Raw genomic sequence first — 13,891 nt, 5'->3', positions numbered from 1 at the left:
CGACGCCCTTCGAGGAGCCCGACATGCCCAGCAGCACAGCAGCGAATGCGCGCCCTGTGGTCCCGCGCACGATCACCGTGCTGAGCGTGCGCGGCATGGACTGCGGCCGGTGCGAGAAGGCGGCCAAAGCCCGGCTCAAGGCGCTCGACGGAGTCATCAAGGTCACCGCTCGCACCCTCACCGGCGAGATCACGCTCGGCAGCGAACACCCGCTCGACGAGGGCACGGTCCGGGCGGCTACCGAGACGCTCGGCTTCACCGTCATCGCGCTCACCGTGCGCAACACCGGGGCGGCGTCCGCGGGATGACCCCGTGACCGGGGTGGGACGGGGCTGGGCTGCGGCGATCGGCTGAGCCGCGGAGGTGGTCACCGCGGCGGAACGGCTCGGGCCCGGCATCTGGTGGTGACCAGGTGCCGGGCTCGAGGCGGAGCTGCTGTCCCCGATCAGCCGGCGCTGTCCTCGCTGGGGCGGATGTTGGCGGACCACTTCTCCTCGATGCGGCCGAACTTCCACACGGCGAGGGCGATGATCCAGGTGGCGAAGAAGAGGCCGACGATGACGAAGCCGAGCATGTTGATGTCGATGCCCTGGACCCAGTCCCAGAACGCGCCCTGCCAGTTGAGTTGCTGGGCGAGCAGGCCCAGGAGTTCGACGGTGCCGATGATGAAGGCCACCGCCACCGACAGGCCGGTGATGGTGAGGTTGTAGTAGACCTTGCGGACCGGCTTGGAGAAGGCCCAGCCGTAGGCGAAGTTCATGAACGAGCCGTCGATGGTGTCCAGCAGGCTCATGCCGGCGGCGAACAGCACGGGCAGGCAGAGGATGGCGTACCAGGGCAGGCCGGAGGCGGCGCCGGTGCCGGCCAGCACGAGCAGGGCGACCTCGGTGGCGGTGTCGAAGCCGAGGCCGAACAGCACGCCGACCGGGTACATCTGCCAGGGCTTGGTGATGGACTTCATGACCCGGCCGAGCAGCCGGTTCATCAGGCCGCGGTTGTTGAGCTGCTCCTCCAGGGCAGCCTCGTCGAAGTGGCCGGTGCGCATCTGGCGGAAGACCTTCCAGATGCCCACCAGGATGACGATGTTGATCGCGGCGATGATGTAGAGGAACGTGCCGGAGACGGTGGTGCCGATCAGCCCGGTGACGTTGTGCAGCTGGGAGTTGTCGTCCTGCACCGGGCCGGCCAGGGACTTCACACCGAGTGCGAGCAGGAACGCCAGGCCGAACACGATGGTGGAGTGCCCGAGGGAGAACCAGAAGCCCACCGACAGCGGCCGCTTGCCCTCGTGCATGAGCTTGCGGGTGGTGTTGTCGATGGCGGCGATGTGGTCGGCGTCGAAGGCGTGGCGCATGCCCAGGGTGTAGGCGGTCACGCCGATGCCGATGCCGAAGCTCTTGGCGCCCAGGCTCAGGTGCTGCGGGGCGACGATCGCCACCAGGGTGAACCACCCGATGACGTGCAGGGCGATGACGAACCCGGCCATCCCGGCCAGGTTGGTCCACTCCCGGCGGGTCATCGACGCCGCGGCGCGGCGCCAGCCGCCTCTGCCGGGCTCCGGGGCGGGGGCTATGGGCGCGGTGCTCATGGACGTCCTTCCTCTACTCACGGTGACGACCGCACAACCTAGACGCCCAGGGCTAGCAGTTGCAACATACTGGCAATAACGAGTGCGCGTCGCCGGGGGCGCGCCGGGAGCGCGGGAGGCGCGATGGACGGCGCGACAGTAGTGGACGGCGCGGCAGCAGCGGGCGGCGTGACAGCGGATGGCGAGCGGCTTGCCGGGACGGATGCGGCCTTCGCGGTGCAGCGGTGCCGGGAGAAACTGCGCGAGCACGGGGCGCGCTGCACCGCCCCCAGGATCCAGGTGATGGGTGTGCTGGCCGACCACGTGGGCCATCTGACTGTGGGGGAGATCCACCAGCTGCTGGTCGAGGCCGGCGGCAGGCTGAACATCTCCACCGTCTACCGGACGGTGGAGAAGCTGACGGGGCTCGGCATCGTGCACGCGGTACCCGGCCGGGGCGGGGAAGCCAGCTACGGCCTGGCAGGCGATCACCACCACGCCGTGTGCAGCCGCTGCGGCGCGATCGAGGAGATCCCCGGACCCCAGCTGGCGCGCATCTTGGCGGCGGCCGTGAAGGCCACGGCCTACCGCGTGGAGTCCCTGATCTTCAGTGGGCTGTGTCCCACCTGTCGGCTGGTCTGACTGTCGCCCGGTCCCTCTATGAGACCGGATCTGGTGCGGGGTCGGCCTGCGTCCCGGCGGGCGCCGGTTGGGAAGACGATCGTCAGTCAGGAAGGAGCGCCCGCTCGGGGTGCTTCCGATCGGCTGACGGGCCGACCCCGCGTCAGACATGCTGTAGCACTACTGTGGCTATTGCAAGCTATGCGCAATAGTGTGTTTGCCGGCACGATCATCCACGTCTGAAAGGGGCCGTGTCCTGATGGGCACCTACACGCTTCCCGACCTGCCGTACGACTACTCCGCGCTGGAGCGGGCGATGTCCGCGGAGATCCTGGAGCTGCACCACTCCAAGCACCACCAGGCCTACGTCAACGGCGCCAACCTGACCCTGGAGCAGCTGGCCGAGGCTCGGGACAAGGACCAGCTCGGCGGCCTGGTCGGCCTGCAGAAGACGCTGGCCTTCAACCTCTCCGGCCACGTCCTGCACTCGCTCTTCTGGCAGAACCTCTCGCCGGAGGGCGGCGACCGCCCCGACGGCGTGCTCGGCGACGCCATCACCGAGCACTTCGGCTCCTTCGACGCCTTCAAGAAGCAGCTCACCACCGCCACCGTCGGCGTCCAGGGCTCCGGCTGGGGCATCCTCTCCTGGGAACCGCTCGGCAAGCGCCTGATCGTCGAGCAGGTCTACGACCACCACGGCAACGTCGGCCAGGGCACCACCCCGCTGCTCGCCTTCGACGCCTGGGAGCACGCCTACTACCTGCAGTACAAGAACGTCCGCCCCGACTACGTCACCCGCCTGTGGGACGTTGTCAACTGGCAGGACGTCAGCGCCCGCTTCACCGCCGCCACCCAGGACGCCTGATCCCAGCGCGGCTGCGGCGAGCCGAGCCTCCCCGCGAAGGCTCGCCGCAGCCACCGGCACCACCCGGCCCCCGCGGGCAACTGCCGCCCCACCGCTATGCGTCAGACGAGGTCGCCTGGCTGCCAGCGGCGGATGTCGCCCCGTCCATCGGCCGACGTGAGGCCGGCCGCGCATCGACCCCATCGGTGGATGGCCGGTTGGGCGAGATGAACGACAAAGTCCCTGGCTACCTGCCGACCTCGCGGCACCGGCCCCATCCTGAATGCCGGAACGCGGCGCTGTGACAACAGGCTGGGCCTGGGGCGCGACTGGGTCAGCGGGCGGTCGGCTGGTCGGGCCCACTGGCCGGCATGCGCGGCACTGGGCTGGTGCGCGCGGTTTCAGGGTGCTGCCGTTGCGCGCGACGGTCTCGCGGACCAGCTCCTCTGCCTGCTCGGCTGATTCGGCCAGTTCGACGGTGTGGCCGAAGATGTCGACGCCGAACGGGGCTTGGCGCCCCCCAGACGCTGGCGAGCCCTCCTGCATGGCCGCTGCAGCCCGAATTGGCTGACGTCAGTTGCCAAGGACGTCCTCGCCCTGAAGCGGCAACACCGAGCGCGCGGAATGGGGGCGCCACCTTCGAGCCATGCCACGTTTACCTCAGGTTTCGCTCAAGCTTTCTGCACATCCTAAGTTATTGCAACCTCTTTGCGATAGCTTCACTGTGCTGTCCGGGACATGTCGGACGGCGTTGTGAACTGGAGGGGAACGAAGAATGCGCAAGACCGTCATCGGCGCGGCCACCGCCGCCCTTGTCCTCATACCGCTGGCCCAGAGTGCCTCGGCAGCCACCACCCAGGGGGGCACCGCGGCCGACCGGGGTGCGGCAGTGGCCAACGTGGCGCAGCCGAATCAGTGCGGGTACATCTACAAGCCGAAGAACACCCACTACATCAGCACCGAGAGTGAGACGATCAACGGCCCCGGCGGCTCGGTGTCCGGTTACGGGCCCGGGACGCTGACGCTGTCCCAGACCGTGGGCGTCAGCAACACCTACTCCGCCACCCTCGGTGCCTCCGTGGGGGACATCAGCGCCTCGGTGGGCTTCAACGTGACGCAGAACTGGTCGGCGACCGAGAGCGCCTCCTACACGATGACCGACGGCCGCCACTACGTCCTGTACGCGGACAAGGTGAGCCAGCTCTACTCCTACGAGGTCCACAAGATCGGCCGCTGCGACGGTTACGACTTCGGCAGCGTGGGAACTGGCTACGCCACCAAGTTCGACCACCTCGACTACAACCACTACCAGGGCTGACCCGGCTCCCGCCCGGCGCCCCGCCGGGGGGGGGGGCCCCCGGGGCCCCCCCCCCCCCCCGCCCACCCCCCCCCCCCCCCCCCCCCCACAACCCCCCCCCCCCCCCCCCCCCCCGCCCGCCCGCCCCCCCCGCGCCCCGCGGGGGGGCCCCCCCCCCCCCCCCGGGGACCGGCCAGTCCGGCCTCTCACGGAGCCACCATGCGCAAGACCCTTCGCCTCACCGCCGCCGCCCTCGCCCTCCTGCCCGTCCTCGCGGTGACCGCGTGCAGCCACACGCCCGCAGCCGCGAGCGGCACCACGCCTGATCCGGCGCTCGCCTCGCTCTCCCCGATCCCGTTTCCCGCGCAGCTGAACTCCGCCGACCCGTACACGAGACTGCCCACCGTGGCCGCTGCCTCAGGAGGTGGCGCCACCATCGCCCTTCAACTCGCGAACGGTGCCTGCAACGTGGTCATCGGCACAGCCGACGGCGCGCAGACCCAGGTCGGCGCCCACGCCCCCGGAACCGGTCAACCCGCCCCCGCCCAGAAAACCGATCTCCCCCAGGCCGCCGCCCAGGCGATCGGCCCGGCCAACAGCGCCGCCACCCCCACAGCCGACGGCCCTATCACCCTCACCTGCGGCGACCGGGGCGCCGCCCTGACCCTCCCCGCCAAGGACGTCACCGCGCCTCCCGTCGGCACCGCCCGCACCAAGGACATCGGCAACGGCCTGGCCCTGATCGTCACCGGCTCCACCACCACCATGGCGGCCGCTCTCGCCTGAAGCCCGGCGCATGTCTGATGGTTCGGGCAGGTCCGCGACCTGGGAGTCCGGCCAGGGCCCGGCCGAGGGGTGTGGCCGGCTGGAACGGACAGGACAGGGCGAGCAGGAAGGCCGACGGTCGCGCCGGTGGGTGACCCGTTGGTGGGCGAGGTCGTCGCGCGGCCACGCACGCGTCGATCGCGCGGTGTACTTGCCGAAGCCCTGGACCTCGGACCCACAGCGGTGCCGGGCGGCCGCTGTCCTCGACGAGGTCAGGTTCGCCACCAAGCCGCAGCTGGCTGAGCGCATGATCCTCGCGGCGCCCGAGCTGTGGCAGCAGAACGAAGGCCCGGCCGCGTGGTGCGGTCCGGGCCATCCGCAGGCGATCGTCCGGGATCTGAGCCAGGTGGCGATCCCGGAACCCCGGCACTCCCGGTGCGTCGCCGGCGACTGTGAGCTCGGGCGCAGTAGCAGTCAGGCAGCCAGTGGATGCCGTGGGACTGCGGCGGGTCACTGGCCGCCGAGCGCGGCTTCCTCTCGGTCGAGGCCGTGTTGCAGCCGCCGGCGGGTGGTGTCGCTGATCCGGTGCTCGTCGTAGAGGCGGTGCAGTTCGGTGTTCTGGACGGCTATCACCTCGCGCCGCAGCTGCCGGTACGGGCCGTCGACGAGAGTGGCGTCCGGATCGTCGCCGCTGCGGTCCAGGCGGGCGGTCAGGGCCCGCCGGGCCCGGTCGATCGTGGTCTCCGGCACGGCCTCTATGTCAGCGAGCTGCTCGATGTGGTCGAGCGCGGCCTGGTTGAGGGAGTCCTGGGCGTCGGCTTCCTCGCGGGCGGTGTGCTCGGGCTCCAGGGCGAGCCCGGAGCGGCTGACCACGGTGGACAGGGTCAGGCCCTGGACGACCAGGGTGAACACGATGACGGCGGTGGTCAGCACCAGCACGAGGGCACGTCCCGGCAGAGGGGTGCCGTTGTTCGCGGCCAGGGGGATGGACAGTGCGGCGGCCAGCGGCATCACGCCACGGGTCCCGGCCCAGGTCACCACACCGGCCACCCGCCAGGACAGCCCGCCCCGGCTAGGCTTGACCGCGCGGGTCAGCGGCAGCGTGCAGATCACCCGGACCACGACCAGCACCACGGCCACCGCGAGGGCCTGCAGCGGCCACCAGCTGCTACCGCTGGGCAGGTTGCGTACGAGTTCCGGCAGCTCCAGGCCGACGATGCTGAACACGACGCTCTCCAGCAGGAACACCACCACTGCGTAGACCGCGTGCAGCTGCAGGCGGATGTGGGCGTCGGTGAGGCGGTGGCTGGAGCGGCCGAGCAGCACGCCAGCCACGACCACCGCTGTGACACCGGAGGTGTGCGCTGACTCCGCCACCACGTAGGCCGCGTACGGGGTGACCAGGGCGATCACGGTCTCCAGCACCGGGTCGGTGGTGCGGCGGCGGATCAGCCACACCAGGCCGGCCACGACCGCGCCGATGACGCTGCCGCCTCCGCCGAGCAGCAGGAACTGCCCACCCGCGGCGGGCAGGCTCACCCCGGCGCCGGTGGCCACCGCGATCCCGATCGCGACCTTGAACAGGACCAGGGAGGTGGCGTCGTTGAACAGGCTCTCAGCCTGCACCAGCACCTGGACGCGGCCGGGCAGAGCCAGGCGCCGGCCGAGCGCGGTCACGGCCACCGGGTCGGTGCTGGCCAGGATCGCGCCGAGGACGAAGGCCATCGCGGGCGGCATACCGGTCAACGCGACCGCCGCGAAGCCGACGGCCGCCGCGGAGGCGAAGACCAGACCGAACGCGAGGATCGTGACCGGACGCCACACGATCCGCAGGTCGCGCAGCGACAGCTCCTCGGCGGAGGCGTACAGCAGCGGTGGCAGCACGACCAGGGCGATCGTCTGGGGAGCGACGTGCAGCGCGGGCACCCCGGGTACCAGCGCCACGCCGATACCGGCCAGCACCAGCAACGAGGGGGCGGGCACGCGCCAGTGCCGGGCGAAGGTGGCCACGGCAGTGGCCAGAACGACCAGGAGAAGGACGATCCCAACGGCGTGCACCGGTGACAGACCCCATCACGACGAGCGGGGTCACCGCCGCCCGATCGCTGCAGTCGTCCCCCGAGCCGACCAGGCTTCCCGGCACACCGGTCATCATCTTATCGGGACATTAGCGGGGCACGGCAGGGGCTGACACAGGGCGCACACACGATGGCTGCTATGCGCCCTGGCGCCGATCAGCGCCGCCTGGCATGGCGCGAGGCCCCCACGTGATGGCTGCCGCGGCGGCCGGGGCAGGAGGTACGGCTCGGGGCGGGCGGGTGTTGCGAGGGTGCACGATCCGGACGACGGGTGCGTTCTTCCGTTCGTTCGCGCCCTGGTGTGCGCCCCGGGACGGCTGTCTATGGTGCGGTGTCACTCCCACGGGAACGGCGAGTTGGAGGGGAAGACACGTTGACCCAAGCAGCCGAGGTGCTTCGAGAACTGGCCCAACCGTCCAACGCCGCAGCGAACTCCACCATGAGACTCCTCGGGGAAGTGGAGGCGACCGCGGCGAAGGACGACAAGGAGCGCGAGGAGAACGATCGCGAGACGCTCCGCCGCAAAGCCGACCTGGAACCCGTACCGGCCCGTGAACTGGGCACTGGAGTCCAGCTGACGCCGTGGCAGGTCCTGCACAGCCTTGCCCGGGCGATCGCGTTGTCGCGCCGCGGGGCCGGGCGCGGGCTCGCCGAGCACTGGGGCTGCCTCAAGTACACCCAGGCCCTGACGGGCGCTCCCGGCACGTTCATGGCCCTGTCGGCCGAGGGCCGTGACACCGCGGAGTACTACAAGAGGACCCAGTCCGACGAACTCGCCATGGGCTTCGGCCTCGCGCTGGCACGCCAGGTGCTGGCCAGGCGGCATCCGGACCACAGCGTGTCCATCGTCCCCGCGGACACGGCGCTGAGGGCGGGATGGGCGCTGGCCGCACGGGATGTGACCAAGAAGGATCCCCGGCGGACGGTCGGCTATGGGTACCGGCCGCAGTTCTTCGCCGAGGTGTGGAAGCCCGGTCGCCTTTCGCGCGTCCTTTCGATCGTGTGCAGGGGCAACCACAGCGGCACCTCCGTGTCCCACACCCAACTCCTCTCCGCCGCCGTCCACATCGAGGGCGTGCACATCGGCGGCTGGGCCGACACCCCGGCCCTGGTTCTCAGCACCGAACTCCCGGTGGACGCTCCGCTGACCGTGCACGCACTGCACGCTCCCGGCAACGGAGGCAAGCTCGCCGGACCGGGGGTGAGCCCGCGCGACCTGGACGCGGCACTCGAGGAGGAGAACTTCTTCCCCGGCATCCAGCCGCCGGCAGAAGGCGACGAGACCCCCGAGCTCGCGCCGGGCATCCACGTCAGGTCCGAGCACTACGCCTGGCTCCAGCACTCCCTCGCCCGCACCTGCGCAGCCGGCCTGGCCGCGTTCGCCGGCGACGCGAAGGTCATCGCGCGCTACCTCACCCAGCGGCAGGGCAAGGAGCGGTACACCGGTGTGGCGCACGCGGCCCTCGGCAGCGTCCAGGACGCACAGCAGACGCTCCTCGGCATCCGGTTCGTCGGTACCGACCACGTGCTCCGGCTGAACGGGACCCGCGTCGAGGCCTTCTCGGGAGTCGCCGCCGACCTCTTCGACCACCTCGCCGAGGGTCGCCTCACCCAGTACCGCCAGGCAGCCCACGAGCGGCGAGCCGACTGGCCCGCCGACACCTGGGACCCCGACTGGGACGGCCCGGTCTCCATCCACCCGGACGGCTCCGTCCTTGCCATCCGCGTCCTGAAGCCCTGACAGGGAACGCCAGCGTTCACCACCAGAGCCTCGCAGCCGTGCGCGAAGCTCCGGCTCCTTCAAGTCAGAGCGAGGACCGCCGAGACTCGTTGACGCAATGACCCCATGATGGTGTCATCAAATCATGCTCTACTCCCTGCCCCGGCTCGAAGACGCCGACCTGACCGTCCTCGCAGACATCGAGGAGATGCGGAACCGGCTGCGCCTGCACCAGCGCACCCCGCGCCGGTGGGAGGGGCAGCTGCGGCGTAACCTGACGGCGCGCGCGATCGCCGGGTCGAACACGATCGAGGGCTACGCGGCGAGTGTCTCGGACGTCGAGGACATCATGGTCGGCGAGACGCCGATCGAGGCGAGCGAGACCGTCGCGGCCGAGATCGAGGGCTCCCGGCAGGCGATGACCTACATCCAGCGCCTGGCCGAGGCCGGGGAGGACTTCGCCTACAGCAAGGGCCTGCTGAACGCACTGCACTTCATGATGCAGGGCCACCATCTGATCAAGCGGCCCGGCTGGTGGCGCTCAGGGCCGGTGTACGTCACCTCGGCCGAGGACCCGACGATCGCCGCCTACACCGCCCCGGATGCCGAGCAGGTGCCCGCGCTGACCGGCGAGCTGGTGGCGTGGCTGAACGAGGGCGACCTGGAGGCGCCGGGGCTGGTGCGGGCATCGATGGCGCACCTGAACCTGGTCGCGATCCACCCGTGGCCGGACGGGAACGGGCGGATGTCCCGCGCCCTGCACACCCTGCTCCTCGCCCGAGAGGGGATCATGGCACCCGAGTTCTCCAGCATCGAGGAATGGCTCGGCCGGGCCCGCAACACCTACCGCTACTACGACATCCTCGCCGAAGTCGGCGGCCCGATCTGGACCCCCGAACGGGACACCCTGCCCTGGGTGCGCTTCTGCCTGCGCGCCCACCACCAGCAGGCCCAGACCGTCGAACGCCAGGTGAACACCACCCGCGAGGTCTGGAGCGCCCTCGACGAAGCCGTCGAGCAGCGCGGCTGGCCCGACCGCATGCTGTATGCCCTCTACCCGGCCGCCATGGGCAACCGGGTCCGCCGCGCCACCTACCAGGCCGACGCCGACCTGAGCGAGCAGCAGGCCCAACGAGACATCCGCGAACTCGTCCGCGCCGGCTGGCTCGACGCCAAGGGAGAGGCCCAGGGCCGCTACTACACCGCCGGCCCGGACCTGCCGGAGGAGATCACCCGCGGGGTCCGCGAGCCCCGGCCGCTGCGCGACCCGTACGCGTAGCCACGAAACCGAGGATCAGTGGGGAAGCGCCGACCGGTTGCCGGGCAGGTGTGGGAAACGATCGGGTAAACACGTGCGAACACGGCCCGGCCGGCTGGCAGGCTGCGCGGCATGGGTGTTTATCTCCGCAAGAGCCTCAAGGCCGGTCCCTTTCGGTTCAACCTGTCGCAGTCCGGGATCGGCGTCTCGGCCGGCGTGCCGGGCTTTCGGGTCGGCACCGGCCCCCGGGGAAACTATGTGCGGGTAGGGGCCCGTGGCGTCTACTACCAGTCGACGGACTCCACGCCGAGGCTGGGTGGAGTCCCTGCCGCCGGCGGACGCGGCCCGGCCATCAGCGCCACCCTGCCGGGGAGCGTCGCGGTGCAGGAGATAGCGACCGCCTCCATCGAGGAACTGCAGGGCTCCGACCCGGGGGAGTTCATCGGCCAGCTCCAGGCGGCCACGCGACGCCGCTCCGTGTGGCCCTGGGCGGCGGCCGCCGCGCTCGTGCTCTCTGCCCCGCTCGCGCTCCTTCCTCTGCTGGTCCTCGGGCCGCTCGTCTACTGGCTCTACCTCCGTGACCGGGCCGCCCAACGAGTGGTCGCCTTCTACGACTTTGAGAACACCCAGGCTGAGCATTTCTCGAACCTCGTCGACGCGGCCGAGGCGGTGCGCGGCTCCAGGAAGAACTGGTCGATCACGGCTTCCGGACGTGTCGTCACCACGACGCAGCACAAGATGAACAGCGGCGCGTCCGCGCTCGTCCGCCGGCAGCCCACCACGGTCCGGATGGCCGGGCCCCGTCAGCTGGTGACGAACATCGCTGTCCCCACCTTCAACTGCGGGAAGGTGTCGTTGTACCTGCTCCCGGACCGGGTGCTCGTCCGAGAGGGCAGGGCCTTCGCCGACCTGCCCTACGCGGCGCTGGCGGTCAGCGCGCAGAGCCAGCGGTTCATCGAGCGCGGCAGCGTTCCCAAGGACAGCGAACGGGTGGCAACGACGTGGAAGTACGTCAACGTCAAAGGCGGACCGGACAAGCGGTTCAAGAACAACCCGAAGCTCCCCGTGATGCTGTACGGCAGGCTCGCGTTCACCACCCAGAGCGGTCTGAACATCCTCTGGGACTGTTCCAGGCCTGCAGCAGCAGCCCAGCTGGCCCGCGCGGTCGCGTCCTACTCGGTGCCGCCCCAGTTGCAGCGGTAACAGTGGATGTGATGGTCGGGTCTGCGGAAGCCGCTGCGCAGTATCGGCTGCCCTGTTCGCGGTCGCCAGGAGGGCGTCGTCCTGCTGCGATCTCTAGCCCTGTCACCGCACCCCCAGGATCAGCACTGACCGTGACTGTATCCTCACTATGGCAGAGCGGCCCAATCCCCGTCTCACAGGCTCCGGGGCGACCGCCGAGCCATCCGGCACCCTTGTGGCAGGCCGCGTAGCCGACGGCCGGCAGCACCGGCACCCTGAGCCCAGGCGCCCGACTGTGTCGCGTCCGTTCAAGGCCCGATCTGATGGGTCACCACGGTATTCCCGTCACCCATCACGAACACCTGGGTCACCGGCGACGCGACCGTGCGCTCCGTGAACTCGCACGCAGAACCTACGGCTTCGCCCGGTCGCGGGTCGGCTTCGGCCACCGGGGCGACTGCCGCGGCAAGGTCGAGCGTGGTCGAATCACCATCGGTGCGAACGGCGACGCCGAGGTCCTGCGTGCCGTCAGGCGACGGTGCGGGTCACCTATGAGCGCCCGCTCAAGCAGACGTGGCCGGATGGACCAATAGGTGGCCATCGCTCCCGGCGGGACCCGCTCTGACCTTCGGGAGCTGTTGGTGCCACCCTGATAGCGCCAGAGCACCATCAACGCTGGGGTGGTGTGGAAGTAGTAGCGGGCCGAGTCGCTACAGCGGCGGCTGATTTCCCAGGTACCCGGTCTCGTCAGGGCGTAGAGCCTTCCGTCGGACACAGCCGACCGTACTGGTCGTGCCGTCGGGTTTGGCCACGGTGGTGCGTGTGGGACAAGCCCAGGCGAAGTAGCGCTGGGTCGGGTGGTTGGCTGTGTGCGGGGACCTTGCGGGGCGCTGCTTGGGTGGGATCGTGTATTTGCGCAGTTCGGCCTGGGCTCCGTGGTCGGGGCAGACGGGCGGGTGGAGCAGTAGGTCGGCGTTCTCGTGGTCGAGGATGTGGCGGGCGAAGCGGCGTCCCCGGAACGGGACCATGATCTCCCGCCGGCCCTGGCCGCCAGGCGCGTGGGACAAGGTGTTGAGGCTGCCGAGGAAGCAGAGCTGCTCGTCGATCACCAGGATCTTCTGGTGCATGTCCTTGATCTCCACCACGGTGTCGGCCACCGCCTTGAGTTCGGGCAGCCGGCGCGCGGCGTCGGCCGCGGTGGCCGGGTTGGCCAGCTGGCCCTGCAGCAGGCTGTCGCTCTCGTTGGTGACGAAGAGGTGGATCCGCACACCGCGGCGGCGCGCGTCGTGGAGCCGCGGGAGCACCTCCCACATGCGCTTGGTGTACCAGGGCGACCAGAGCCAGATGCTGTGGCGCGCCTGGTCGATGGCATCGAGGGCGTCGGGGAAGTAGGTGTCCTCGTCGTGGATGGCGGTGTACCGAACATGGCCATCGAAGGCCTGCCAGATCTCCTGCTGCAACGGGGTCAGCCCCGGCGACTCGCTGTCAGGCAGACCGAGGAGTTGATCGGAACGGACGCCGCGCACCAGTGCCTCGGGCTCCGCCCTGGCCATGTCCCGCAACTGGGCCAGTACCGTTCCGTTCGCCGCTCCGGCCAGGGCGCCCCAGGCCGCGAGCACGTAGACACGCTGGCGGGCCCGCGTCGCACCCACGTTGAAGAGTCTGGCCCCGTCCCTGGGGTACGACCGCGCGTCTTTGAAGTCACCGACTGCGGTCCATCCTGGAAGCACGCCGTCCTCCACCAGGTCCAGGATGACCACGTCGAACTCCCGGCCCTGGAACCGGTGCGCCGTTCCCACCTCCACCGCGGGGGTACGGAAGAGGAGGCCCTGGTCTTGGAGCCAGTCGTGCGTCACCTGGGCCTGCAGCTTGTACGGCGTGACGATCCCGACGCTCTCACCCTCGTCGTGGTGGCGCTCGGCCAGCGCGGTCGCCAGCAGACTGCCGGTCACCCACCAGCGGCCCTTTTCGCCCGGCACCCGCCTTGCGGAAGCGATTCCGTCGTCTCCTTCGCCGAGCCCGTCGGTGGTGACCAGGATGATCTCCGGGTCGAGGGCACGGTCCCGTACCGGGCGGGCCGACTTGAGCGTGCCGCCGTAGGCGATCCGGTTGACCAGATCGGTGGTGTCGGGTCCGAACCGGTGCGTGGTGAGCAGCGCCGCGCAGCCGGGGTGCGCCAGCGCGTCCGCGGGTGTGCGGATGCCCACCAGCTCGAAGCAGTCCGTACGGATCCACCGCTCCAGCTCCGGTTGTTTCGGCACGCGCTGGGGCATGACCGGGCCGAGCTGGCAGAAGTCGCCAAAGAGGACGACGGTCTCCTTGGCCTTGGCGACCGCGACGATCAGTTCGGGCAGCAAGGCGGCCCCGGCCTCGTCAACCAGTACGACGTCGTAGGGCCCCTCGGCCACGGTCCGGTTGAGCCGCAGCCGGGGGGGGGGGGGGGGGGCCCCCCCCGCCCCCCCGCCCCGCGGGGGGGGGGGCGGGGGGGCGCCGGGCGCCCCCGGGCGCCCCCCCCCCCCGGGGTGGGGCGCGAACAACCGCCGCCAGGGCGGGCGGGCG

General features: G+C 70.5%; 11 protein-coding genes and 1 pseudogene. 9 read left to right on the top strand and 3 right to left on the bottom strand.

Annotation, left to right across the window (positions count from 1 at the left end; all coding sequences use genetic code 11):
- The first annotated feature begins 23 nt into the window (after positions 1 to 23).
- Entirely contained in the window at positions 24 to 308 is a 285-nt protein-coding gene (locus tag ACIGXM_RS29735; protein WP_396566245.1) for a heavy-metal-associated domain-containing protein, read from the top strand.
- A 137-nt stretch (positions 309 to 445) separates the two neighbouring features.
- On the opposite strand, the gene ACIGXM_RS29730 is transcribed toward ACIGXM_RS29735, so the two are convergent.
- Positions 446 to 1,588: a HoxN/HupN/NixA family nickel/cobalt transporter gene (locus ACIGXM_RS29730; RefSeq protein WP_396566243.1), complete on the bottom strand. Its 1,143-nt coding sequence runs from the start codon at positions 1,586 to 1,588 to the stop codon at positions 446 to 448.
- 123 nt (positions 1,589 to 1,711) lie between these two features.
- Here ACIGXM_RS29730 and ACIGXM_RS29725 point away from each other — a divergent pair, with 123 nt between their 5' ends.
- The 5 genes and pseudogenes from ACIGXM_RS29725 to ACIGXM_RS29705 form a co-directional block, all read left to right on the top strand.
- Complete coding sequence (locus ACIGXM_RS29725; RefSeq protein WP_396566241.1) at positions 1,712 to 2,209, top strand: Fur family transcriptional regulator; 498 nt, start codon at positions 1,712 to 1,714, stop codon at positions 2,207 to 2,209.
- A 238-nt stretch (positions 2,210 to 2,447) separates the two neighbouring features.
- The gene (locus tag ACIGXM_RS29720; protein WP_396566239.1) at positions 2,448 to 3,053 is read left to right on the top strand and encodes a superoxide dismutase; all 606 of its coding nucleotides are present in this window, start codon (positions 2,448 to 2,450) and stop codon (positions 3,051 to 3,053) included.
- A gap of 754 nt (positions 3,054 to 3,807) precedes the next feature.
- Positions 3,808 to 4,350: a hypothetical protein gene (locus ACIGXM_RS29715; protein WP_396566237.1), complete on the top strand. Its 543-nt coding sequence runs from the start codon at positions 3,808 to 3,810 to the stop codon at positions 4,348 to 4,350.
- 198 nt (positions 4,351 to 4,548) lie between these two features.
- Positions 4,549 to 5,115 carry a hypothetical protein gene (locus ACIGXM_RS29710; RefSeq protein ID WP_396566235.1) on the top strand — a complete coding sequence of 189 codons (567 nt, stop codon included), beginning with the start codon at positions 4,549 to 4,551 and terminating at the stop codon, positions 5,113 to 5,115.
- 151 nt (positions 5,116 to 5,266) lie between these two features.
- Positions 5,267 to 5,407, top strand: a pseudogene (locus ACIGXM_RS29705) (transposase); the annotation flags it as partial.
- 197 nt (positions 5,408 to 5,604) lie between these two features.
- On the opposite strand, the gene ACIGXM_RS29700 reads toward ACIGXM_RS29705, so the two are convergent.
- On the bottom strand, positions 5,605 to 7,152 hold the full coding sequence (locus ACIGXM_RS29700) for a Na+/H+ antiporter (protein WP_396566233.1): 1,548 nt from the start codon (positions 7,150 to 7,152) through the stop codon (positions 5,605 to 5,607).
- Between the two features lie 393 nt (positions 7,153 to 7,545).
- On the opposite strand from ACIGXM_RS29700, the gene ACIGXM_RS29695 reads away from it, so the two are divergent.
- From ACIGXM_RS29695 to ACIGXM_RS29685, 3 genes are all read left to right on the top strand, one after another.
- A complete protein-coding gene (locus ACIGXM_RS29695; RefSeq protein ID WP_396566231.1) occupies positions 7,546 to 8,913 on the top strand; it encodes a hypothetical protein in 1,368 nt (455 codons plus the stop codon).
- A 124-nt stretch (positions 8,914 to 9,037) separates the two neighbouring features.
- Complete coding sequence (locus ACIGXM_RS29690) at positions 9,038 to 10,171, top strand: Fic family protein (RefSeq protein ID WP_396566229.1); 1,134 nt, start codon at positions 9,038 to 9,040, stop codon at positions 10,169 to 10,171.
- Between the two features lie 111 nt (positions 10,172 to 10,282).
- Entirely contained in the window at positions 10,283 to 11,353 is a 1,071-nt protein-coding gene (locus tag ACIGXM_RS29685) for a DUF4236 domain-containing protein (protein ID WP_396566227.1), read from the top strand.
- Between the two features lie 689 nt (positions 11,354 to 12,042).
- On the opposite strand, the gene ACIGXM_RS29680 is transcribed toward ACIGXM_RS29685, so the two are convergent.
- Positions 12,043 to 13,740, bottom strand: a complete 1,698-nt coding sequence (locus tag ACIGXM_RS29680; protein WP_396566225.1) for an AAA domain-containing protein — start codon at positions 13,738 to 13,740, stop codon at positions 12,043 to 12,045.
- Between the last annotated feature and the right edge of the window lie 151 nt (positions 13,741 to 13,891).

Origin of the sequence: Kitasatospora sp. NPDC052896, assembly GCF_044547075.1 — a bacterium.
GTDB lineage: Bacteria > Actinomycetota > Actinomycetes > Streptomycetales > Streptomycetaceae > Kitasatospora.
This window is presented reverse-complemented; position numbering and strand designations above follow the sequence as displayed.